Source organism: Cohnella zeiphila (genome assembly GCF_014212055.1).
In the GTDB taxonomy this organism is placed as follows: domain Bacteria; phylum Bacillota; class Bacilli; order Paenibacillales; family Paenibacillaceae; genus Cohnella; species Cohnella zeiphila.
In genome coordinates this window covers 1-22,395 of the sequence record NZ_JACJVO010000059.1, presented here as the reverse complement: position 1 = coordinate 22,395, position 22,395 = coordinate 1, and the positions used below count along the sequence as shown (strand labels likewise).

At 62.8% G+C, this 22,395-nt stretch carries 21 protein-coding genes; 4 read left to right on the top strand and 17 right to left on the bottom strand.

Annotation, left to right across the window (positions count from 1 at the left end):
• Nucleotides 1-122: 122 nt before the first annotated feature.
• A complete protein-coding gene (locus H7C18_RS33735) occupies nucleotides 123-1,859 on the top strand; it encodes an Rqc2 family fibronectin-binding protein (RefSeq protein ID WP_185133535.1) in 1,737 nt (578 codons plus the stop codon).
• 122 nt (nucleotides 1,860-1,981) lie between these two features.
• On the opposite strand, the gene H7C18_RS33730 is transcribed toward H7C18_RS33735, so the two are convergent.
• The 11 genes from H7C18_RS33730 to H7C18_RS33680 all read right to left on the bottom strand — a co-directional run bounded on the left by H7C18_RS33730 (nucleotide 1,982) and on the right by H7C18_RS33680 (nucleotide 15,526).
• Entirely contained in the window at nucleotides 1,982-2,833 is an 852-nt protein-coding gene (locus tag H7C18_RS33730) for a PHP domain-containing protein (protein WP_185133534.1), read from the bottom strand.
• Nucleotides 2,820-3,728 carry a LysR family transcriptional regulator gene (locus H7C18_RS33725; protein ID WP_185133533.1) on the bottom strand — a complete coding sequence of 303 codons (909 nt, stop codon included), beginning with the start codon at nucleotides 3,726-3,728 and terminating at the stop codon, nucleotides 2,820-2,822. The genes H7C18_RS33730 and H7C18_RS33725 overlap by 14 nt, the downstream gene beginning before the upstream one ends.
• A 171-nt stretch (nucleotides 3,729-3,899) precedes the next feature.
• Nucleotides 3,900-4,337 (bottom strand): hypothetical protein, encoded by a 438-nt coding sequence (locus tag H7C18_RS33720; RefSeq protein ID WP_185133532.1) that lies wholly within the window; start codon nucleotides 4,335-4,337, stop codon nucleotides 3,900-3,902.
• 131 nt (nucleotides 4,338-4,468) lie between these two features.
• Nucleotides 4,469-7,858, bottom strand: coding sequence for a response regulator (locus tag H7C18_RS33715; RefSeq protein WP_185133531.1), 3,390 nt, complete (start codon nucleotides 7,856-7,858; stop codon nucleotides 4,469-4,471).
• Between the two features lie 147 nt (nucleotides 7,859-8,005).
• Nucleotides 8,006-8,710, bottom strand: coding sequence for a response regulator transcription factor (locus H7C18_RS33710; RefSeq protein WP_185133530.1), 705 nt, complete (start codon nucleotides 8,708-8,710; stop codon nucleotides 8,006-8,008).
• A 236-nt stretch (nucleotides 8,711-8,946) separates the two neighbouring features.
• Nucleotides 8,947-9,276 (bottom strand): YlbG family protein, encoded by a 330-nt coding sequence (locus tag H7C18_RS33705; RefSeq protein ID WP_185133529.1) that lies wholly within the window; start codon nucleotides 9,274-9,276, stop codon nucleotides 8,947-8,949.
• A complete protein-coding gene (locus H7C18_RS33700; protein WP_420481903.1) occupies nucleotides 9,273-9,761 on the bottom strand; it encodes a YlbF/YmcA family competence regulator in 489 nt (162 codons plus the stop codon). The genes H7C18_RS33705 and H7C18_RS33700 overlap by 4 nt, the downstream gene beginning before the upstream one ends.
• Nucleotides 9,762-9,824: 63 nt before the next feature.
• Nucleotides 9,825-11,900, bottom strand: a complete 2,076-nt coding sequence (locus tag H7C18_RS33695) for a helicase-associated domain-containing protein (protein WP_185133527.1) — start codon at nucleotides 11,898-11,900, stop codon at nucleotides 9,825-9,827.
• Entirely contained in the window at nucleotides 11,897-13,612 is a 1,716-nt protein-coding gene (locus H7C18_RS33690) for a DNA repair helicase XPB (protein ID WP_185133526.1), read from the bottom strand. The genes H7C18_RS33695 and H7C18_RS33690 overlap by 4 nt, the downstream gene beginning before the upstream one ends.
• A 209-nt stretch (nucleotides 13,613-13,821) precedes the next feature.
• The gene (locus H7C18_RS33685) at nucleotides 13,822-14,259 is read right to left on the bottom strand and encodes a CBS domain-containing protein (RefSeq protein ID WP_185133525.1); all 438 of its coding nucleotides are present in this window, start codon (nucleotides 14,257-14,259) and stop codon (nucleotides 13,822-13,824) included.
• A gap of 85 nt (nucleotides 14,260-14,344) precedes the next feature.
• Nucleotides 14,345-15,526, bottom strand: coding sequence for a M20 metallopeptidase family protein (locus H7C18_RS33680; protein WP_185133524.1), 1,182 nt, complete (start codon nucleotides 15,524-15,526; stop codon nucleotides 14,345-14,347).
• 192 nt (nucleotides 15,527-15,718) lie between these two features.
• Here H7C18_RS33680 and H7C18_RS33675 point away from each other — a divergent pair, with 192 nt between their 5' ends.
• The gene (locus H7C18_RS33675; RefSeq protein WP_185133523.1) at nucleotides 15,719-16,063 is read left to right on the top strand and encodes a YugN family protein; all 345 of its coding nucleotides are present in this window, start codon (nucleotides 15,719-15,721) and stop codon (nucleotides 16,061-16,063) included.
• Between the two features lie 19 nt (nucleotides 16,064-16,082).
• Nucleotides 16,083-17,258, top strand: a complete 1,176-nt coding sequence (ftsW, locus tag H7C18_RS33670; RefSeq protein ID WP_185133522.1) for a putative lipid II flippase FtsW — start codon at nucleotides 16,083-16,085, stop codon at nucleotides 17,256-17,258.
• A gap of 78 nt (nucleotides 17,259-17,336) precedes the next feature.
• Here ftsW and H7C18_RS33665 read toward each other — a convergent pair whose 3' ends face one another.
• Nucleotides 17,337-17,717 (bottom strand): Asp23/Gls24 family envelope stress response protein, encoded by a 381-nt coding sequence (locus H7C18_RS33665; protein WP_185133521.1) that lies wholly within the window; start codon nucleotides 17,715-17,717, stop codon nucleotides 17,337-17,339.
• Between the two features lie 168 nt (nucleotides 17,718-17,885).
• Here H7C18_RS33665 and cax point away from each other — a divergent pair, with 168 nt between their 5' ends.
• A complete protein-coding gene (gene cax / locus H7C18_RS33660; RefSeq protein WP_185133520.1) occupies nucleotides 17,886-18,944 on the top strand; it encodes a calcium/proton exchanger in 1,059 nt (352 codons plus the stop codon).
• Between the two features lie 69 nt (nucleotides 18,945-19,013).
• On the opposite strand, the gene H7C18_RS33655 is transcribed toward cax, so the two are convergent.
• The 5 genes from H7C18_RS33655 to H7C18_RS33635 form a co-directional block, all read right to left on the bottom strand.
• Nucleotides 19,014-19,304 (bottom strand): Fpa/YlaN family protein, encoded by a 291-nt coding sequence (locus H7C18_RS33655; RefSeq protein WP_185133519.1) that lies wholly within the window; start codon nucleotides 19,302-19,304, stop codon nucleotides 19,014-19,016.
• Nucleotides 19,305-19,512: 208 nt separating this feature from the next.
• On the bottom strand, nucleotides 19,513-20,112 hold the full coding sequence (locus H7C18_RS33650; RefSeq protein WP_185133518.1) for a DedA family protein: 600 nt from the start codon (nucleotides 20,110-20,112) through the stop codon (nucleotides 19,513-19,515).
• 102 nt (nucleotides 20,113-20,214) lie between these two features.
• Complete coding sequence (locus tag H7C18_RS33645; RefSeq protein ID WP_185133517.1) at nucleotides 20,215-20,454, bottom strand: HPr family phosphocarrier protein; 240 nt, start codon at nucleotides 20,452-20,454, stop codon at nucleotides 20,215-20,217.
• 83 nt (nucleotides 20,455-20,537) lie between these two features.
• Nucleotides 20,538-21,653, bottom strand: coding sequence for an aminopeptidase (locus tag H7C18_RS33640; RefSeq protein WP_185133516.1), 1,116 nt, complete (start codon nucleotides 21,651-21,653; stop codon nucleotides 20,538-20,540).
• Nucleotides 21,654-21,725: 72 nt separating this feature from the next.
• On the bottom strand, nucleotides 21,726-22,395 hold a 670-nt coding region (locus H7C18_RS33635), incomplete at its 5' end, for a hypothetical protein (RefSeq protein ID WP_185133515.1).

Below are 22,395 nucleotides of genomic sequence, written 5' to 3'. Positions count from 1 at the left end.
GTATTCAGACAAGCCGGGAAATATCCCCCGCCCGTCCGGCCGGACTTTCCCTTTCCGGACAACTGTGGCATCATAGGAGAACGGAAGCCCTCCGAATTCAAGGTATCGGGAGTTAAAACCTCATGTCTCTGGACGGAATCGTCACCCGCGCGCTCGTACACGAGCTGGCGACGCTCGAAGGCGCGCGCATTCATAAAATCTATCAACCGACCGACAGCGAGATCGTCCTCCATCTTCGGGGCCCGGGAGGCGGCAAAAAGCTGCTGCTGTCCGCCCACCCGTCGCTGCCCCGCATCCACTGGACCGAGCGGACCTGGCCGAATCCGACGGAGCCGCCGATGTTCTGCATGCTGCTTCGCAAGCATTGCGAAGGCGGCATCATCGAACGGATCGAGCAGGACGGCATGGAACGGGTCGTCCTGCTCGACGTCCGGCACCGGGACGAGCTCGGCGATCTGTCGGTCAAACGGCTGACGCTCGAGGTGATGGGAAGGCACAGCAACCTGATCCTGCTCGATCCCGCCACGGGAACGATTCTGGACAGCATTCGCCACGTGACCCCGGCCATCAGCAGCTACCGCGTCGTCATGCCGGGAACCGCCTACGTGCCGCCTCCGCCGCAGGGCAAGCAAAATCCGCTGTCGGCGACGGCCGAGTCGTTCGCCGCGGCGCTGAACGAAACCGAGGACCTTTCGCCCCGCGGGCTGGCGCAAGCGATCGTCGGCGCCTATTCGGGCCTCAGCCCGCTGATCGCCGCAGAGATCGTGCACCGCGCGGGAGGCGAGGCGGATTCGCTGTGGAGCGTATTCGGCCCGCTGATGCGGCGATTCGCGGAGCACCGCTACGAGCCTTCGATTACGGAGTCGGATAAGGGGAAAACGTCCTTTTCCGCGGTCCGCCTGACCCATCTGACCGGCGAAAGCGCCGATTTCGCGTCGATGAACGACTGCCTGGATTCGTATTACGCCGATAAGGCGGAGCGCGACCTCGTCCGTCAGCGGACGGCCGATCTGACCCGCCTGCTGCAGAACGAAACGGCCAAAAACGCGAAGAAGCTCGAGAAGCTTCAGGAAACGCTGCAGGAGGCGGAAGAAGCCGACCGCTTGCGAAAGCTCGGAGAGCTTCTCACCGCGCATCTGCATCAGTTTCAACGAGGCGACGCAAGCGTGGAAGTGACGGATTATTACGAGGAGGAGCAGCCGCTCGTGACGATTCCGCTCGACCCGCTGCTGACGCCGACGGAGAACGCCCAGCGTTACTTCCGCAAATATACCAAGCTCAAAAACAGCCGTGCCGTCGTCGCCGAGCAGATGGCGTTCGCGGAAGAAGAAATCCGGTACCTGGATTCGGTGCTGCAGGGGCTGCAGAGCGCTTCCCCCGCCGATATCGAAGAGATTCGGGAGGAGTTGACCGAGCAGGGATATATTCGGGAGCGCGGTCTTCGCAAAGGCGCGAAGAAGAAAAAAAACGACCGCCCCGCCCTGCTCTGCTATACGTCCAGCGAAGGCGTATCGATCTACGTAGGGAAGAACAACAAGCAGAACGATTACGTCACCAACCGGCTCGGGCAGTCTTCGGACACCTGGCTGCACACGAAGGACATTCCCGGCTCGCACGTGCTGATCCGCGGCACCGATTACGGCGAGGAGACGCTGCGGGAAGCGGCCATGCTGGCCGCCTATTACAGCAAGGCGAAGGAATCCAGCGGCGTGCCGGTCGACTATACCCGCATACGGCTCGTCCGCAAGCCGAACGGCGCCAAGCCCGGCTTCGTCATCTATGAAGGGCAGAAGACGCTCTACGTCACGCCCGACGAAGCCGCAATCCGCGGCCTGCCTAGCGCGATCCGGCAGCTGTAGGCCTTTCCTCCGGGCGCGGGAAATGTGCGGCGGTGGCGGAATCGTCGCTTGGAGAGCGGAAGACGCGAAGAGGGACCGCCGGCGATCCGGCCGGCGGTCCCTCTCGGTTCATGCCAAAGGAGCTATTGTCTCCCGCGCGCCCGCTCGCGCAAACGGTTCAGCACTTCCGCGTCCACGACGCGGTTGCCGATGGGGCCATGATACGTCTTTCCTTTGCGCGCGCCGTGGAAGTCGGAGCCGCCGGTGACCAGCTTGCCCCTGCTCTCGGCCAATTCCCGGTAAAGCCGCTCCTGTTCCGGCGAATGGTCCGAGTGGTATGCCTCCAGTCCGTCGGCGCCGCGCGACAGGAACAGCTCAGGAAGCTCGTCATCGCCGTACAGGCCGGGATGGGCGACGATGGCCGTCCCGCCGGCCTCGCGGATCCAGTCGAACGCCTCGAACGGGCTGATTCGCGCCGGAGGAACGACGTAGGCCGGCCGGCCTTCCGCCAAATAGCGGTCGAACGCTTCCTGGATCGACGCCACGAAGCCGCCCCGCAAAAGGGCAGCCGCGATATGCGGACGGCCGATCGTCTCGTCCTGGCCGGGTTCGCGTCCGGCCGCCTCGGCCACCTCCGCCATCGTCAGCGGGATGCCCAGCTCGGCCAGCCGGGCGATAATTCCTTCGTTGCGGCTGTCGCGAACGCGGCGCTGCGAGACCAGCCGCTCGATCAGCGCGGAGTCGTTCACGTCGATATAGTAGCCCAAGATGTGAATATCCCGGCCTTCATGGGAAGTGCTGATCTCGACGCCGGGCACGACTTCGACGCCGAGCTTCGCGCCGGCCTCCGCCGCCTCCTCGAAGCCCGCCACCGTGTCGTGATCGGTAATGGCGATGCCGGTCAGGCCCGCCTCCTTCGCCATGCGGACGTTGTCGGCCGGACGGTGCAAGCCGTCCGATGCCGTCGTATGCGTATGCAGGTCAACCGGATTCATGCGTAAGTCCCCTTAAGTATTGTAATAGTACGGCGGCGTGAAAAGGCAGCTCGGTCGACTTGGAGCGTACGGCGTAAAACTGCCGCCGGAAGTCCACGCCCCGGATACGGACCGGCATCAGCAGCCCGAGCGAGACTTCGTTCTTGATCGACCAGACCGACAGCACGGTCAACCCGATTCCCGCCTCGACCGCCGACTTGACCGCTCCGTTGCTGCCGAAGTCGCTGACGATGCGCAGGCGGTCTTCCGTCACTCCGACTTTTTCCAGTTCCTCGACGAGCACCTGCCGCGTGCCGGAGCCCCGCTCCCGGAGAACGAAACGCTCCGCAAGCACTTCCTCCAGCTCGACTTCGCCCCGTTCCGCGAACGGATGCCCGGTCGGCACGACCAGAGTCAGTTCGTCGTTCATGACCGGCTCGGTAACGACCGCCTCGTCGTCGGTGGACGCTTCTACGAGCCCGAACGCCAGCCCGTGGTGGGCGATCTCTTCGACGATTTCGCTCGTGTTCATGATCCGCATGCTGACCGACATCTCGGGATGCTCGCTGAGGAACGGCCCGAGCAGCCGCGGCAGCACATATTCTCCGATCGTCAGGCTCGCGGCGAACAGAAGCTGCCCTTTCAGCGTCTCGACGTACCGCGCCATGACGGCGTCGGTCTCTTCCATCAGCTCGATCGCCTTCCGGGCTTGCGGCAGCAGACAGTGTCCGGCTTCGGTCAGCTCGAGCTTCTTCGTCGAGCGCAGCAGCAGCTTGACGCCGAATCGCTCTTCCAGCGCCTGAATCTGCATCGTCACGGCGGGCTGCGTCATATGCAGCGCCTGCGCCGCGGCCGAGAAGCTGCCCCGCTCCGCGACCGTGTAGAAAATATGAAGCTGATGAACGTTCAGAGACATCGCTTTGCGTTCACGCCTTTCCGGTTCCTGGAGTCGTCTCGATTATACCATATCTTGCTTCCCGCAACCTTCGCGCCGCGGCTATCGGCTCCCGCGACATCCGGCGGGCCGGGAATGGAAAAGGCATGCCGGTAGGCATGCCTGATGGATTAGGGAAGGCGACGCCAACGCTCATCGCCGCTTGCGGTTGTTCTTGATGAGCGTCATGCGCCGGGAGTGGCGCAGCCAGGAATAATACGTTTTCAAATCTCGGAGCTCCATCGTCTCCGACATTCGGCCGAGGAAGGTAACGACGATCATCTTGTGCAGCGGATTGCCGAACAAGTCGACCTCCTTCTCCGATACCGCGAATTCGGCGACGAACACCAGATCGTCATCGATCGTGTAGACGTCCTGTTCGTGGCGATAGTAGGAGACGATTCGGCCTTCCTTCAAGCACTGCCACAGGTACTGGGCAATGTCGGAGTAACCGGTTTTCACGGATTCGACCCGATCGGTCCAGCGGGCGCGAGCGTGATTGGTGATAATGATGTCGACGATCTTTTTATCGCCCAGGGCGATATGAAACGGCTCATACGTGCCCCATCGTTCGGTCTGCTTGTCTTTCACCGGGTTACCCCCTTCCTGAATAGAAAGCCTCATAAGCCGAAAGGACTATATCGATGGCACAAAATAGGAAGTTACGTATATTCTAACTCACTCTTTCCCGACGATACAACAAAAAAATAAACGGAAGCCATTCATAACATATATTGGAACTGTTCCAGCCTTTTCTCCTCGCTGGCAATCGCTTCGAGAAGCTTCGCCAGCTCGCTTCGCAGCGAGACGAGCGCCCGCTCCCGGAAGCCCGCCGCGAACTCGGCCGGCTCGTCCGCAAGCGCGTCCTCGAGCGCTCCCGCGGCGCGGAACACCTTGCCGGCCGACAGGTTGCCGGCTACGCCTCGCAAGGAATGAAGCAGCGCGCGCGCTTCCTTCTTCCGATCCTCTTCGAGATAAGCGGCCAGCCGCTTGTCGAAATCCCGGTATTCCCTGCCGAACGTTTGGAGCATATGGCGAACGATCGTCTCCTTGCCGTTCACCCGCTCCAGCGCTTCCTCCCAATCGATCAGCCCGGCGTGCGCCAGCCAGCGCTCCACCGTCTCGAAAAGGACGGAAGCCTGAATCGGCTTCGTCACGACGTCGTTCATTCCCGCCCGCAGACACTTCTGCAGGTCCTCGGGGATGACGTTGGCGGTCATGGCGACGATCGGCAGCCGCCAGGCGTTGAAGTCGATCCGGATCTGCCGCGCGGATTCGAAGCCGTCCATCTCCGGCATGTGCAGGTCCATAAGCACCAGATCCCAATGCTCCTTCCGCACCATAGCCAGGGCGGCCGCTCCGTCCGAGGCGACCCCGACCTCATAGCCTTTGCCGCCCAGAAGCTCGCACGCGATCTGCTGGTTGATCTCGTGGTCTTCCGCGAGCAGAATGCGTACGCTTCCGGATTCCGTCTTTCTCCGCGTCTTCGGGACCGGAGCCTGCCGCTCGGACGCGCTTTCTTCCTCCAGGCCCGTCAGCAGGTTGCGAAGCGCCCTTCGGTTCACGGGCTTGACGAGCGTTCGCGTCGGGCGATCCGCCTCCTCGATCCGGAGCCATTCGGTCTGGCCGTAAGGGGTCGTCATCGCGATCGTCCTTGCGCCCTGCGCCGCCGTCCGCAGGCGCAGCCACGTTTGCTCCCCGTACATGTCCGGCATCTCCATGTTGCAGAAGACAAAGTCGAACGTCTGGTCGGCGTCCGGAAATTCCAGCAAATCCAGCGCGTCCTTCCAGCTGTCGGCGAACGTGCAGTCGATGCGGAGGGAAGCGAGCATTCCTCCAAGCGTGCGCTGCATCAAGCCGGGAGATTCGATGCACAGCGCCGTTCGCCTGCGAAGCGTGAGCGGATCGGGCTTTGCCGCCGGCGGCGCTTCTCCGGCCGCCACGACCGGGAAGTGGAGGACGAACGAGAAGCGGCTCCCCGCCTGAGGCCAGCTCTCCACTTCCAGCTCGCCGCCCATCATGGAGACCAGCTCGTCCGTGATGACGAGGCCGAGCCCGGTTCCGCCGTACTTGCGGCTCGTCGACCCGTCCGCCTGCACGAACGGCTGGAACAGATGCTCGATCTGGTTTTTCGTCATGCCGATGCCCGTGTCCGTAACCGCAAAATAGAGCGCGATCGTATCGTCCCGCCGTTCCTGCACGAGCACCTGCAAATGGATGTAGCCTTGATCGGTAAATTTGATCGCGTTGCTCGCCAGATTGAGCAGCACCTGTTCCAGGCGAAGCGGGTCGCCGACCAGCCGCTCGGGCAGCGCTTCGGGAATGTCGAACACCATCTCCAGCTGCTTGCGGCTCAGGAAGATGCTGAGCGTGTCCCCCAGCTTGCGGAACATCTCTTCCGGGTCGAACGCCGTCTGCTCCAATTCCAGCTTGCCGGCTTCGATCTTGGAATAATCGAGAATGTCGCTTACGATGCCTAGCAGAACTTCCGACGACGTGCCGATCTTCTGCGCGTAATCCCGCTGGACGTCCGTCAGCCCCGTCCGCTCCAGCAGCTGCGTCAGGCCGATGATGCCGTTGATCGGCGTGCGGATCTCGTGGCTCATACGGGCGAGAAACGCGCTTTTCATCCGGTTCGTGTCTTCCGCGAGCTGCTTCGCCCTCGTCAGCTCCACCTGGACCTGCTTCTGCCGGGAGATGTCCCGGAAGAGCCCGACATAGCCGGTAACGCTGCCCGACTTGTCGGTAATCTTGCTCACGTTCAGGAAGACCGGGATCGAAACGCCGTCGTTGCGAATATAGATGCGTTCTTCCGAATACGACATGCGGTCCTGCATCATCGTCCGCACGTAATCCAGTCCCGGGCGAACGGTTCTTCCCACCATGCCGGACAGCCGCTTGGCCTTGAGCTCGAGCTCGTCCCTCGACGACAGATCGAGCGGCGTCATCCGCTGAACGACTTCTTCCGGCGCATAGCCGAGCATGCGCTGCGCCGTCTCGTTGAATTGCGTAATGACGTAATGCTCATCCGTCACGATGATTCCGTAGTCGTTCTGATTCGTAATCGCCTGAAGCGGCTCGAACAAATCGCGAAGCTGCTTGACCATTCCGTTGACCGAGTCCGCCAGCGCGCCGATCTCGTCCTTCTCCCCTCCGGGGAGCGGAAATACCTGGAAATCGCCGGCCGCGACCTGCTCCGTCATATGCAGGATCTCGCGGATTCTCCGAAACGGAGGCGAGATCAGCAGGAACAGCAAGAACGCGAGTACGAGTTCGCTGGCCAGGCAGATGGCGATGGTCCGCAGCAGCAGCTGGCGCAGCGGCTCGTACAGCGTCCCCGTCCGCATCGGAATGGCCAGGCTCCATTGAGTTCCCGGCAGCTTCGCGACAAACAGCTTCTCTCGCTCCAGACTGATCTGAGCCGAGTCCCGGCCTATCGCCGACCTCCCGATGCGCAGCAGCGTCTGCGAATCGAAGGCCGGCGCTCCGGGCGTCGAGTAGATCTCTCCCCCGGCATCGTCGACGACCGTAAAATCGTCCATCGGCCCCGCGGCGCCTCCCGGCAGGAAAGGAGCGACGCTGCCGGCCACGTCTTTCATCGAAGCGGCTGCCCAGAGCACCCCCGCGACATGGTGGCTCAAGTCGAATACCGGAACGAACAGATGAATGCGCGATTCGGCCGCCAGCGCCCCGGAGACCGTCCGGTCGGCAAGGACCGCGTTGCCGTCCGTCGCCCTCTTCCAATATGGATCGCCGGAGAGGTCGGCCCGGGTGCCGTCGACCAGCCTAAGCTCGCCGTCCTTCTCTCCGTATCCGACCATGTCGAACGAGATTTGCGGATAAAATTTGTGCCGCAGCGCGTCCAGTCGCTCGTCCCCCGTCGCGAGCCCGGTCAAGCTGTCGGCGAGAACGGACGCCTGCTTCGCCAGCGTGTCCAGGCGCAGCGCCAGCGAATCGGCCTGCATTCGCGCGCGGTCGCTTCCGTTCTTCTCCAGCGAAGCGCGGATCGCCGACTGCGCGGAATCGTAGTAGATCAAGCCGCAAACGAGCAGCGTAAATCCGGTGGTGATCAGCAGCAGAAGCCAAGTGCGGACCCGCAGCGATTCGAACAACGTCCCTCTCCTCTTTCCGTATCACGGCTGGCCCGCCTGCGGCCGCATGGAAAAAAAGGTCTCCGATCATGCGCCGGACCGACCGATCCGGGATGAGGGAGACAGATGGAAGGCGCGGGCCGCTGAGATCCCAAGCCGAACCGGCCGCTAGACCGGCATCAGCTTGTATCCGACGCCCCAGACCGTCTTGATATATTGCGGTTCCTTCGGGTTGTTCTCGATCTTCTTGCGCAAATTCGTAATATGAACGTCGATCGCCCGATCGTTCACGTAGGAATCGATCCCTCTCAGCGCGTTGATCAGCTCGTCCCGCGTGAAAACGCGGCCGGGATGCTCGTAAAGCAGCTTCATCAGCTCAAATTCGGAGAACGTCGTCTCGATCGGTTCTCCCTCCACCAGCACGAGCCTCTTCTGAAGGTCCAGTCCGATCCCGCGCCATTTGATTTCCTGGGCGGCGGCCGCTTCCTCGGCGGAGCTTGCCGTGAAGGCCGGCTTGTACCTGCGCACCGCGACGCCGATCCGGGCCTTCAACTCCTGCATGCTGAACGGCTTGCAGAGGTAGTCGTCCGCGCCGGCGTTCAGCGCCCGCACCCGCTCGTTCACCTTCGTATTCATCGAGATCATCAGAATCGGCTTGTCCGACAGCTCCCGCATCGTCTCGCACACTTCGATCCCGTCCATATCGGGCAGCATCAAGTCGAGCAAAATGACGTCGGGGTTGAATTGCCGGAGCTCTTCCAGCCCTTCCTTGCCGTTTTCGACTCTGCAAACGGTGAAATTTTCGTCCGTCAGATACATCGAAATCATTTCTCCGATGATCTTCTCATCCTCAACGACGAGAATTTTGGTCAATGGAGCACACCTCGAGTCGATGCAAAATGTTTCGATCCTTAAAGATTACCTAACATTTTACCTAATTCGATTATATAGGTTACGGAAAATGATGTCTATACAGCGCTTAACCTGTCACTTACGCATCGGAAAGGACTTATATTGTTAAAAAAATATGAAGGCCCGGGCGCAAAAAAAGGGCCTCCCGCCGCCGGAAGCGGCTCGGGAGGCCCTTTCGCGGGACGGCCCGTCCGTCTCTACAAGCCGTAGAAACGGGTTTTGTCCGGGACGTTCCGTTCGTACTCGGTCTTGATCTCGTTGCGATAAGAGCGCTCGACCTTCTTCACGTAGGGCAGCTTCTGCAGCAGGCGAAGCGTATCCTCAGCCGATTCGGCGTTGACGTACAGAACGGCGTAGCTCATCTTGCGCGACATGTAATGCAGCGCGCCGTATTTGTCCAGTCCCCGGGCCGCTTTCCAATCGCTGTACCAGACGATATAGCCCGTTCGTTCGCCGAACTTGCCCGCGGCGACTTTCTCCCTCTCCGGCTCGGCGCTCTGCGCCTCGAGATCCAGCTCTTCGGTCATCCGCAGCCTCCTCCGCCGCACGAGCATTTCCCGCCGCTGCCGCAGCCTTTCGGGTTCGGATCGTTGTCCGGCACCTTGATGCTGTCGGATACGGCGCGCGCGATCAGCATCGCCACGTCGTGCAGCAGCGTGTCGACGGCTTGCTCCGCCGCCTTGAATTGCCTGACCGGTTCGATCCCGTCCAGCTTCGATTCCATCTCGTATACCCGATCCAACGCTTCGTTATAATCGGGATGGAATCGGCCGAACCGTTCGCATTCGGCGAATCTCTCCTTGGCCTTGGCGAATTCCAGGGAGAGCGAACGCACTCCCCCGTCGAGCTCCACCTGTTCCTTGCAATAAACGTATTCCGCGGCCAGCGCGGATTGCTTGATCAATTCTCCCAGCTCGTAGGCGCGGGACAGCAGTTCCGTAAAGTCCGCCGGCGTCCTTCCGGCGATGCCCCCCGGCGCTACGTCGGCAGGGAAGTTCTCGGCCGTTTCGATCAACGAGCATCCCCCCACTTTCCGGCGATATGGTACACCCCCTATCATACCACAGCCGCCGGCCTAGCGGTCAATCCTTTGTCCGGCTCCGGCCTTCTTCTCCCGATCTTCGCCGGGCAGCTCGATCTTGAGCTCCGCCAGCCTGTCCCCGGCCAGCTCCAGCCGTTCTCCGGATACGCCCCCGTCCCGGAACCGGCCGGCTACCCGCCAGCCGTCCCCGTCGGCCTCGAGCGTCTCCGGAACGAACAGGCCCAGGCGCTCTTCGCCTTCCAGCTTGACCTGCAGCGAAGTGCGCCACGCGAGCGCGCGCTCCACCAGCTTGCGGCGGGTCGAGACGTGATAGCGGCCGGTCTGGCGAAGCCAGGCGGGCGGCACCGAGTCCAGGCCGGGGAACAGCTGCTCCCAAGCCGGAATGCGGTCGTCCGGCTCGTAGACGGACAGGCCGCGCGGCGCGCCGTCTCCTGTCGCCGTGGCCGCTTGCGATGCCGGCGTCGCGGCGCGATTGTCCGGCCCGGTCGCGGATTCCGCCCCGGCCGCGGGCGGATAGCCGAGCTCGCGCAGTCGCCGCGCCAGCTCGTCCCGCTTGCCGGCGGCGACCGCGAAGACGCCGGCTGCGAGCCGTTCGCGCAGCAGCGGTCCGAGCGCCGCGTCCTGCGCCAGCTTTCCCGCCAGCTCGGCGTCGTCCACGCGCAGCAGGGTCTCCTCGCCCAGCGTCAGGCGGCCGAACCGGCCGAACCAGTCCGCAAGCGACAGTCGAACGGCGTGGGGCGCCGGCGCGCCGGACTGCGCTTCGAGCCAGGACAGCGCATCGCGCAGCGTAAAGCCGGCTTCGTGCGCCCGCAAGCATGATTCCCGGGTGAGCCGGTAGATGAACATCGCCTGATCGGCCGTCTGCCGGTCGGCGAGCAGCTCCAGCGTCCAACGGGCCGCCATGCCCGTCTCCGCGGGCGCCCAAATCTCGCCGTCCGGCTGTACGATCAGACAGCCCGCATCGAGCGGTTCCCCGGCCTGAAGCGCCATCGGCCGGGGATCGATCAGCCAGCGGCAGACCGGCTCTCCGCCGGCCGTCCCGCGCTCCATCCAGCCGAGAGCGGCCGTCAGCGCGAGCCAGCGCCCGTGGGCGGCCGCGAGCTCCGGCGACGGGCCGGAGAAAGGTTCAGCCGGGATCGTATCGCGCTCCCGGTACCAGACGCCCGGCTCCAGTCCCCGCAGCGCCGTCGCGGCGAAGTGAAGCGCCGCTTCCGCTCCGCCATATTCCGCGGCAACCAGATCCAGCAGCTCGGCATCCAGAGCGGACGGCGGCAAGTCCGGCTCATCCGGAGCCCCGGCGCCGAACGGACGCTCCGCCGCCTCCCAGCGGTTGGGCAGCCGCCTCAGCCAGCGTTTGCGAAGCGCCGCGTCGAGCACGAACGCGGCTTGCTCCGGCACGCCCTCGGGACGGGCGAACGCCAAGTCCGCCGCGCGAATCTCGTCCGCCGTGAGCCTCATGGCGCCGGCCAGCTTGGCGATCCGCGCTTTGTTCGGCGCTCCTTTGGCCGTTACCGGCAAGCCGCCGCGCCGGATTTCCGCAAGCGCTAGGAACAGTTCCAGAGACAGCGGCAAGCGGCTGCCGGCGGTGTCGCTGCATGCTTGCGACTGGCGCTCCGGCGGCAGAGGGGCGGGCCGCATCGGGAACAGCGCTAGCTGCCAGAGCGGCGCCCGGTCGCCCGGCAAGTAGAGAAGGCGGTCCCCCCAGGCTTTGCGTACGGCGAAAAGAATCCCCGCCTGCAGCAGCCCGCGGACGGCGACGCGGATTTCCGCGCCCGTCCAGCCTTCGCCCGAACCGTCCGGACGGTCCGGTCCGTCCGGGGCGTCCGTCCGGCCGGGACGATCCCGGCCAGACCCGGCCGACGAAGCGATCGCAAGCCGCTCCAGCGCCGATTCCTCGAACGGAAGGCAGCCATAAGACCGGATGATCAGCCGCAGCAGCCAGCGGGAGACCGGATCGGCCCTCTCGGTCCACTGCCGCGGCAGGTCCGGGCTGCCGGCCGCTTGATCCAGCGTCAGCCCCTTCGCGATGCGCTCCGCGTAGGCCGGATGCGCCGCCAGCAAGTCCCGCAGCGCCGGCGGAAGCCGGCGGAGCGTCTCTTCCAGCTTCACGGCTTCGCCTCCTCGCGAGGCTGATCCCAACCCTCCGGCACGAAGCGGTCCACCTCGTACCGGTATCCCTGCTCCAACAGGAACTGCTGTCTGCGCCTGGCGAACTCGACCTCGTCGGTGTCTTCGCTGACCAGCGAGTAGAAGAACACTTCCCGCCCCCCGCTCTTCGGCCGCAGAATGCGTCCCAGCCGCTGCGCTTCTTCCTGCCGGGAGCCGAAGCTGCCCGAAAGCTGGATCGCGACCGCCGCGTCCGGCAGGTCCACCGCGAAATTCGCCACCTTGGACACCGCGAGCACCGACAGCTCGCCCCGGTTGAACCGGTCGAACAGCTCCTGCCGCCGACTGTGCGGCGTGCTCCCGGTAATGACGGGCAGCGAGAGCCGGTCCGCTACCGAGTGCAGCTGGTCCAGATATTGGCCGATGATGAGGGTCTGTTCCTCCTGGTGCCGGTTGAGCAGCGTGCGCACCGCGCCGAGCTTGAGCGGATTCTCGCCTGCGATCCGGTGGCGGATCCGCTTGGCGGAAGCGTGATAGCGCAGGAAATCGTCGTCCGCGAGCGGGACCCTGACCTCCCGGCAGGCCGGCTTCGCGATCCAGCCTTCGTCCTCCAGGCTTCGCCAAGGGGCATCGTACCGCTTCGGGCCGATCAGCGCGAACACGTCCCCTTCCCTGCCGTCCTCGCGCACGAGCGTCGCCGTCAGCCCGAGCCGCCGGGTCGCCTGCAGATCGGCCGTCATCCGGAACACCGGCGCCGGCAGCAGGTGAACCTCGTCGTAAATAATGAGCCCCCAGTTCCGGTCGCCGAACAGCTTCCAGTGCGGATAGGTGCCGTCCTTGCTTTTCCGGTGGGTGAGCACCTGGTAAGTGGCGACCGTGACGGGCCGGACTTCCTTCCGCTCCCCCGTATAGGAGCCGACGTCCTCGGCCCGCAGCGTCGTATGCGCCAGCAGCTCGCGGATCCACTGCTCCACGGACAGGGCGTTCGAGGTCAGAATGAGCGTCTCGCAACCCAGCCGCGCCATCGCGCCCATCCCCACCCACGTTTTACCCGCTCCGCAAGGCAGTACGACCACGCCGCTGCCGCTATCCGAACGATCCGCGTCCGTCGGGGCGAATGCCTCCACCGCATCCGATTGGTAATCGCGCAGCCGTACCGGCCGTCCCGACACGCCGATCCCGCCCATGGAGATGGCGAGCGCCTCTCCGCTGCGGTAGCCGGCTTCGTCGATGACCGGGTAGCCGGCGGCGATCAGCTCCCGCTTCAGCCAGCCCCGCGCCTCCGGCCGCACCCCGATGCTGCCGGCCGTTGCGCCGCCCCGAAAACACGATTCCAGGCCGCGCAGCGAACGGATGCCGGCCAGCAAGCCCGGATGATCGGAGAACAGCCGCAGCTCATCGCCTTGGCGCTTCAGCCGCAAGCTGCCGTATCGCCCCATGTTGTTGCGGATTTCCCGTTCCAGCGCGGCGGGCACGCCGTATCGGGCCAACTCCTTGAGACGGGCCAGCACACGCTCCGCGGTCCAGCCGGCCGCCGCCGCGTTCCACAGCGTGACCGGGGTCAGCTTGTACGTATGCCACTCCCCCGGCCGCTTCCGCAGCTCCGCCAGATCCCGCAGCAATTCCCGCGCCTCTTCGTACCGTGGGTGAGATTCGTTTACCATCAGCGTTCCGTCGGACTGCACAAGCAATGGGCAAGACTGTAAAGCCGGCAATGGACAGCCTCCTTCGGTCGGGGCGCAGGGCTCGTTCCGGCGGCCTCGGCCGCCTTCGCTCCCGCCCTTTCCGCTCCGACAGTTTTCCTGTCCCCATGATTTCCAATTCGCCGGCCGTTCAGCCGCTTTCTTCCGAAAATGAAACCGCCCGTACCGGGCCGAATGTCGTTCGGTCCCGGTACGGGCGGTCTGCCTGCCGTCGGATGTGCTCAATGAGTGTAAGCGGAGGAGGAGCCGTGCTCCGAGATATCGCTCAGAGCGTCTCCCGCCTCGTTGACGAAAATTTCCCGCATCGCCAGATCGCCCAGCGCCACGACGCCGAGCAGCTCTCCGTTCTCGACGACGGGAAGCCGCCGAATTTGGCGAGAAGCCATCAGCGACGCCGCTTCGTCAACGGACAGATTCGGCGAGATCGTCTCCACGTCGCGGGTCAGCACGTTCATGACCGACTCCGAACCCGGATGCTTCTCCGCGTACCCGCGAATGACCAGGTCCCGGTCGGTGACGACGCCGATCAGCTTGCGGCCTTCGACGACCGGAACGAACCCGATGTCGTGCTCCTTCATCAGGATCGCGCAATCGTAAATATGCTCCTGCGGCGACACGCTGAACACGTTCGTAGACATGATATCCGATACTTTGCGCATGATTAACCCCCTTTCTGCACGCCTTAGCGTAGCCGAAAAGGGAGCGGGACATGCATGCGAATCGGACTGCGGCGAATCGGCGCCGTCAGCCGGCTTCCGGATCCGCGGCCGCGTCGTCCGCCACGGCAACGAGCAGGCGGGCGGCGGTCAGCATCGCCCTCTCGTCGATGTCGAAGAGCGGATGATGGTGCGGCGCCGACGTTCCGTCCTCCCGGCCCGCTCCGACGAAGAAGAAGCAGCCGGGCTTCTCGCGCAAATAATAGGAAAAATCTTCTCCGGCCATGATCGGCTCGCACCGCTTTACGGCCTCCGGACCCACCTGCGCGGACGCGACCCGGAAAAACCGTTCCGCCTCCCGCTCGTCGTTGACGACCGGCGGATAGCCTTCGATGTAGCGGACCGTCGCCTTTGCTCCGTGCATCTCGGCGATATGCCGCGCGATCGCTTCCAGGCGATCCCGCACGAGCGCCCGCGCCTCCGGCGTAAAGGAGCGCACGGTCCCCGCCAAGCGGCACCGCTCGGCAATGACGTTGTTCGCCGTGCCTGCCTGCAGCTGACCGACCGTGACGACGGCCGATTCGAGCGGATCGACGCTGCGCGACACGATCGTCTGCAGCGCGACGACCAGATGCGCGCCGGCCACCAGCGCGTCGGCGCTCTGATGGGGAAGTCCGGCGTGGCCTCCGCGGCCCGCGATCTCGATCTCGAACTCGTCCGGCGACGCCATGAGCGGACCCGGACGGGTCGAGACCGTGCCGTACGGGAAAGGAGACCACAGATGGACGCCGTATACCGCGTCGGCTTCGCGGATCGCCCCCGCGCCGATCATCCCGAGCGCGCCTCCCGGCAGCACTTCTTCCGCGGGCTGGAACAAGAACAGCCGCGTGCCCACCGTCTCTTCCCTATGCAGGCTGTAATAGCGGGCGACGGCCAGCAACTCCGCCGTATGGCCGTCATGCCCGCAGGCGTGCATCACGCCGGGCACGGCCGAAGCGTAGTCGCACGACTTCGCGTCATGAATCGGCAGGGCGTCGATGTCGGCCCGCAGCGCGATCGCGCGGCCCGGCCGCCCCCCGGTCAGCTTAGCTACGACGCCGGTTCCCGCGACGCCTCTCGTGACGTCAAGCCCCCATGCTTCCAAATGGTCCGCGATCCAGGCGGACGTCTTCTCCTCGCGGAACGAAAGCTCGGGATGGCGGTGCAGATGGCGCCGCCAAGCCACCATGTCGCCGAACAGCGATTGCAGCGTTCGTTCGTTTGCCGTCATCGCGATTGCCCCCTCTCGCGCAGCGCGTTTTGAAACCTATTGTACCAGAAAGCTTTCCTTGCCGAAACGGAGGCGAAAATGTTGCAGAACGTTCGCACGGAGCGGCTTGAGAAGGCTTGCAGAAGGAAGGTAAACCGTCTATGATGGAGGGTAAACAGAGGCTTGTTTGCATTTTCCAAAGGAGGAACTTTGATGATTCTCGAAAATACCGGCCTGGAAGGTTTACAAAGCGATCTTGCCCATCTGGACGACTCGGCGGAGAAGCTCGGATTCGTTCGCTGGCAATGGGAATACTATCGCGCCACTTACGACCTGAAGCTGGTCGACAACGCCAGCAATAACGAATATTATTTGCGCATCAGCACCCGCGCTTCGGAAGGCAGGCTGGAGCAGCCGCATGCCATCCTGAAGATCGAGACCGTCTACATCGGCCGGGCGACGTTCCCGCATGGCCTGGAATACGAATCGCCGGTCCCGAAGCCGATTATGGACACCGCGAACAAGCGCGTCCAGGAATTGAAAGAGCTTCTGGCCTGAGCGTCCGGGAGATGAGGGAATGAAGAACCCTGAGAGCGGAGGACGCGGAACGCCGGATTTTCTGTTGCTCATTCTGACGCTGCTGCTCGTCGGCTTCGGGGTGGTCATGGTGTTTAGCGCCAGCTCCAGCATGACCGTCGTATCCAAGAAATTTGGGTACGACGCTTTGTATTTTACGAAGAGACAAGTCATGTGGGCCGGGCTCGGAACGGTAGCCATGCTCGTGCTGATGAACGTTCCGTTCTCCAAGTACAAGAAGTGGTTCGCGCCGTTCCTCTTCCTGTCCGTCGTCATGCTGATGATCGTGCCGTTCACTCCCTCGGTGAACGGCGCGCACAGCTGGCTGGGCGTCGGCGGCCTCGGCATCCAGCCGACCGAATTCGCGAAGATCGCCGTCATCCTGTACCTGGCGGCAATTATAACGAAGAAAGAGGACAAGTTCCGGGAGTTCCAGCGAGGCTTGCTGCCGGTTATGATCGTCATCGGGTTCATCGCCGGACTGATTATGCTGCAGCCCGATCTCGGCTCGTGCGTCATTCTGCTGCTGAGCGCCACGGCCGTGATCGCCGCCGGCGGCTCCAACCTGAAGCATCTGGTGATGTCGGGTGGCGTCATTGCGGGCATCGGAGCGCTCAGCTTCAGTCTCTACCTGCTGACCCACCCGGGCTTTACCGGCGGTTACCGGCTCGCCCGCTTCACCGCGTTCCGCGATCCGTTCGCCGATAAGCAAGGTTCGGGCTTGCAGCTGCTTCGCTCGCTGGAGGCGTTCGGACACGGCGGCCTGACCGGCGCGGGACTCGGCAACAGCGTTCAGAAGCTGTTCTACCTGCCGGAGTCCTACAACGATTTTATTTTCTCCATTATCGCCGAAGAGCTCGGCTTCATCGGAATTACGGTGTTCCTTCTGTTTTTCGTTCTGTTTCTGTGGCGCGCCCTGATCGTGTCCCTTCGCTGCAAGGACAACTTCGGCACCTTGTTCGGCGTCGGCATGGTCTCGCTCATCGGCATTCAAGCGCTGATCAACATGGGCGGCGTCAGCGGCGCCATTCCCATGACCGGCGTTACGCTGCCGTTCATCAGCTACGGAGGCTCCTCGCTGCTCGCGTTGATGATCGGAATGGGCGTTCTGCTCAGCATCTCGCGAGAACACAACCGGGAGCCGCGGGAGAAGCGTGAGCCGCAGCGCAGGCGATAATTCCGTTTTCAACAAACAAAAAGCGCCTCCCCCGGTCCGTCCGGCGGGAGGCGCTCGTTTTTGTCGAATTCAAGCTGCTTATTTGACGCGGTGGCTGTCGTCGGTCTCCGCTTCGTCTTTGAAAGCGACGCCTTCCACTTTGACGTTCACTTCGACGACGCGAAGCCCCGTCATGTTCTGTACGGCTTCTCTGACGTTCTCCTGAAGGCGAACGCCGACCTCTTGAATCGGAATGCCGTACTGCACCACGATGCGCAGATCGATCGCCGCTTCGACCTGGCCGACCTCGACCGAGACGCCTTTCTGGGCGTTGCGGCCGCTGAGCCGCTTGGCCAGCCCTTCGGAGATCCCGCCCGACATGGCGGATACGCCCGGGGTCTCGAGCGCGGCGAGACCCGCAATCGTTGCGACGACGTCATCGGAAATTCGAATCAACCCTTGCTGCAGTTCATCGACCATGGGCGGCTCACTCTCCCCAACTTGATGCTCCTATTGTAATGGAAGAACCCTCCGCATGGCAACCCGGCGCCGGTCGGGGCCTCATTTACTTCCTCGCCGCTTTTCGATATAGTAAAACAAGCGAGTCCATATCCCAGGTTCACCCAAATTCGAGAGGTGCTTCGTCTGTTGAAAAAACTGTTTTTCCCGTTGCTCATCGTCACATTCGTCCTCAGCGGTATCGCCCACTACGCCCACTGGAACGCGGTCTTTCAATTCGTCGTCGCGGCGATCAGCGTGATCTTCGTCGCCGGCTTTCTCGGCCGGGCGACGGAAGCCGTGGCCCATTACGCCGGCCAACGGCTGGGCGGCTTCCTGAACGCAACGTTCGGCAACGCGGCCGAACTGATCATCGCGATCTTCCTGGTGAAGGAAGGCCTGTTCGACATGGTCAAGGCCAGCATCACCGGCTCGATCATCGGCAACCTGCTGCTCGTGCTGGGGGCCAGCGCCCTGACCGGGGGCATCAAATTCAAAGAGCAGAAATTCAATATTCATCTCGCCGGACAGAATGCGTCCCTTATGCTGCTGGCGGTCATCGCCCTGTTCATCCCGGCGGTCTTCGTCAAGTCCGAGCATCTGTCGGATCATGACACGATGTCCATCAGCATTACCGTGGCCGGCGTGCTGATCGTCGCCTATATCGGCTGGCTCGTCTATTCGATGATCACGCACAAAAGCCTGCTGGAGGATAATGAAGAGACCCAGCCCGCCCACGGCGAAGAAGCGGTCTGGTCCAAAGGGAAGTCGATCCTGTATCTGGTCCTCGCCACCGTGATGGTCGCCTTCGTCAGCGAATGGCTCGTCGGCACGCTGGAAGTGTTCACGGAGAAGTTCCACTTGTCGGAGCTGTTCGTCGGCGCGTTCATCGTCGCCATCATCGGCAACGCCGCCGAACACAGCGCCGCCGTCATGCTCGCTCTGAAAAACAAGATCGGCGCCGCAGTCGAGATTGCCGTCGGCAGCAGCTTGCAGATCGCTTTGTTCGTCGCGCCGGTGCTTATTTTCATCAGCCTCTTCTTCGGCCAGCACATGAACATCCTGTTCTCGACCATCGAGCTGGCGGCCATCGCCGTCGCCGTGCTGATCGCCACCTCCATCTCGCGGGACGGAGCGACGACATGGTATGAGGGCAAGCTGCTCCTGCTCGTGTACATCGTGCTCGGCGTCGCCTTCTACTTCGTCTAGAAGCGAGAAAAGCCTTGGAGATCGGCCATCCGCCGAAATCCAAGGCTTTCTTCATCCTCTCGGGAAAATCTATTCTTCTCTCTTCGCCATCGCTTCATAGAGCAGCGCAAGATTGCGCTCCAGCTGCATGACGAGGAGCTTGCCCGCGCCATCCTCCACAAGACCCGCCCGCACCGCAAAATCAACCGCCCGCGAGAAGCCGTACATTTGGGTGTCCAGCACTTCCTCATAAAGCGGGCATTTGCGGGTTGCGAGATTCTCCATTTGAATGGCGATCAGTTTCTCGATCTTGTCCGCATCTTCCTGCAGCAGGCGAAGCGCCTTCTGATTCAGGTGCACCATGACATCCGATGAAGCCATCCCAACTCCCCCTGTGCCCTTACTTGCGTAAGCCAACTCTATCCCTTTCATATTAGACGAATTTGGACCCGAGCACAAGGACAGGAACCGGGAAAAGCGCCTCCAACCCCCAACAATCTCGAAAAAAAACGTCCCGCGGCCCGAAAAAACAAAACAGGCCGAGTCTCCGTTAGAGATTCGGCCAGCCTTGTTCGCGGAAAATGCCTTCTTACGTCTTGAGCGGCCGGAACCGCCATGCCAGGACGGCGAGCAGCGGGACGGCGGCGAGGGCCAGCATCCAGGCGAGATCGCGATGGACGATGCCCGTCACCTCCCGCCAATGTTCGCCGAGCAGCGAACCGATCAGCAAAAACACGCTCGCCCACAGGAACGAGCCGATCGTCGCGTAAGAAGCGAACGACCTGTAGGATCGCTTGCCGATGCCCGCAAGCAGCGAGGTAACGTGCCGAAGCCCGGGAATGAAGAAGCCGATCAGCACGATGACCTGTCCCCATTTGGCAAATAGCCGCTCGTGGCGCTCCAGACGCCGCTCCGTGAGTCCGAGCTTGGAGCCGAACTTGCGCACCAAGGAAGTGCCGGCCGTCCGGCCGATCCAATAGCTGGCCGACATGCCCACGACGCTTCCGCCGACGGCGGCCAGCAGCGTCCACCCGAGCAGCATGCGGCCGCTGGCCAGCAAATAGCCGGAGGCGGTAAGCAGCAGCTCGTCCGGAACCGGCAAGCCGAACAGGCCGAGCGACATGGACGCGAACAGCCCTCCGTAGCGATATTGGAACACCAGATTCAGCAACCCGTCGGCCATGGACATCGAAATCTCTCCTTGGTGGCGAACACCCCCGTCCATAGGGACGAGGGCATCCGGATCAAGCCGTATATCTATGAAACCTTCCGCTTCATGCGGGTATCGTGATTACTCCACGATGGTGACGTTCAGGTTGTGCTTGGCGAACACCGACGCGAGTTCTTTCTTCGCTTCGTCGGCATCCGGGCCGTGAACGTGCAGTTCGTACGAGTGTCCGCCGACCAGCGTCGTGAACAAACCAAGAATGCTCTTCACATCGATGTACTTGTTCTCGGTTTGCAGCACAATGGAAGAACGATACTTGTTGGCGGTTTGAGACAATTCCACGATAGCTGCGTTGTTGGACATGGAAATCCCTCCAAATAATAGGGTGGTCAACTACTCCCCTCATCATACCCTGATTTTGCCTCGGCTTGCAAGGGGTAAACGCTTTATTTCAGCGAATCCGGGTTCAGACCGGCCAATTCGTCCACGACGAACAGGCCGTCTTTGCGAATCAAAACGTCGTCGAAATAAATTTCTCCGCCGCCATAATCCGGCCGCTGAATCAGCACCAAGTCCCAATGGATCTGCGACCTGTTGCCGTTGTCGCAGTCTTCGTAAGCCTGCCCCGGCGTGAAGTGCAGGCTGCCGGCGATTTTCTCGTCGAACAGCGTATCCTTCATCGGGTGCAAAATGTACGGATTGAAGCCGAGACTGAATTCGCCGATATAGCGGGCTCCTTCGTCGCTTTCCAGCACCTGGTTGATCCTCGCCGTGTCGTTGGCCGTCGCTTCCACGATGCGGCCGTTCTCGAAGCGGAATTTGATATTCTCGAACGTGAAGCCGTTATAGACGCTCGGGGTATTGTACGCCAGCGTGCCGTTGACCGAATCGCGAACCGGGCACGAATACACTTCCCCGTCCGGAATGTTGCGCTCGCCGGAGCATTTTTTGGCGCCGATTCCCTTGATCGAAAATGACAGATCGGTGCCCGGAGACACGATCCGGACTTTGTCCGTCCGCTTCATCAGCCGATAAAGCGGCTCCATCGCCCGTTCCATCTTCGCGTAATCCAGGTTGCAGACGTCGAAGTAGAAGTCCTCGAACGCTTCGGTGCTCATGTTGGCCAGCTGCGCCATCGCCGGATTCGGGTAGCGAAGAACGACCCACTTCGTCTTCTTCACGCGCCGTTCCAGATGAACCGGACGCCGATGGATCCTGTCGTACAGCTTCATCTTGTCGTCCGGGACGTCCGCCAGCTCGTTCACGTTCTCCCCGGCGCGAATGCCTATGTAGCCTTGCATGCGCTCCATTCGGTTCAGGTCGTAAGCCGCCCACGTCTCAAGCTGCTCGGGCGTCGCGCGGCGCAGCAGCGTGCGGGTGACGGAACGGTCCTCGATCTCGACGAACGGGCGACCTCCCCGCGCAGCCACTTCCTCGATCAGACATTTGAGCAGCTCGCGCTCGGAGCCGATCATTTCGATCAGAACGTTGTCTCCCGGCTGCACCTTGACCGAATAGCCGGCCAGGTTGGCCGCCAGCTTCTGCAGACGCGAATCGCGCATCAACACTCTCCCCTTCCCTGGTTTGGCCGCCTGAGTGCCCGCGGCATTCCTATCCTATTGTACCACCGCGGGCTACTTACGAAAATTCGTTACCGACGTCGTTTTCTCCGCGATGTCGCGGCCGTTCTCGTCCCGGTAGGCGACCGTCGTCTCCTCGCGCAGCTCGCTCGGAAACCAGGTGCGCCTGTCGGCGGTCCACTCGCAAACGGTCGCGACGCGGAGCGTGGACAGCTTCCGTTCCAGCCGCCTCGTTTCCCGCTCCCGCGCAGCCGCCGACTCCCGCGCGTCAGGCGAAGCCGAATCAACCCGCAGCAGATCCTGCCCATCCCGCTTCAAGCCGCTCAGCCGGCTGCGCAGCGGCCGGGCGACGCGCTCCTTCGCGGCGGCCGGATCGAGCGTGATGCGCAGCTTCACCATGCCGCTTGCGGGAACGTATTCGACGGCTGCCGGAGCGGCCTGGAGGGCAGCGGCCAATTCGAGCGGATGGCGTCCTTCCCCGTCGCCCGCCGCGGCGCCGCCGTTCCATTGCATGGCGGCCGGGCGATGATCTTCGACCCGCCCCCGGTATCCGCTGCGGCGTTCGACTTTTCCGTCCGGCCCGTATTGCGTCAGCTCGCCTGCGAACGAATACCGGTCCACGCCGGACAATGCCGAAGCGGTCAACGCGAACGCGTCTCGAGGCGACGCTTCGCCCGAGCCCCCGCACCCGCCGGCGAGCCCGGCGCAGCCGATCAGTACCGCT

Coding starts and splice junctions, on each gene's coding strand:
- H7C18_RS33735 (WP_185133535.1), top strand. CDS start 123: ATGTCTCTGGACGGAATCGTCACCCGCGCGCTCGTACACGAGCTGGCG.
- H7C18_RS33650 (WP_185133518.1), bottom strand. CDS start 20,112: ATGTCCATGGCCGACGGGTTGCTGAATCTGGTGTTCCAATATCGCTAC.
- H7C18_RS33665 (WP_185133521.1), bottom strand. CDS start 17,717: ATGGTCGATGAACTGCAGCAAGGGTTGATTCGAATTTCCGATGACGTC.
- H7C18_RS33685 (WP_185133525.1), bottom strand. CDS start 14,259: ATGCGCAAAGTATCGGATATCATGTCTACGAACGTGTTCAGCGTGTCG.
- H7C18_RS33645 (WP_185133517.1), bottom strand. CDS start 20,454: ATGTCCAACAACGCAGCTATCGTGGAATTGTCTCAAACCGCCAACAAG.
- H7C18_RS33725 (WP_185133533.1), bottom strand. CDS start 3,728: ATGTCTCTGAACGTTCATCAGCTTCATATTTTCTACACGGTCGCGGAG.
- H7C18_RS33705 (WP_185133529.1), bottom strand. CDS start 9,276: ATGACCGAAGAGCTGGATCTCGAGGCGCAGAGCGCCGAGCCGGAGAGG.
- H7C18_RS33680 (WP_185133524.1), bottom strand. CDS start 15,526: ATGACGGCAAACGAACGAACGCTGCAATCGCTGTTCGGCGACATGGTG.
- H7C18_RS33655 (WP_185133519.1), bottom strand. CDS start 19,304: ATGGCTTCATCGGATGTCATGGTGCACCTGAATCAGAAGGCGCTTCGC.
- H7C18_RS33675 (WP_185133523.1), top strand. CDS start 15,719: ATGATTCTCGAAAATACCGGCCTGGAAGGTTTACAAAGCGATCTTGCC.
- H7C18_RS33730 (WP_185133534.1), bottom strand. CDS start 2,833: ATGAATCCGGTTGACCTGCATACGCATACGACGGCATCGGACGGCTTG.
- H7C18_RS33640 (WP_185133516.1), bottom strand. CDS start 21,653: ATGCGCGATTCGCGTCTGCAGAAGCTGGCGGCCAACCTGGCCGGCTAT.
- ftsW (WP_185133522.1), top strand. CDS start 16,083: ATGAAGAACCCTGAGAGCGGAGGACGCGGAACGCCGGATTTTCTGTTG.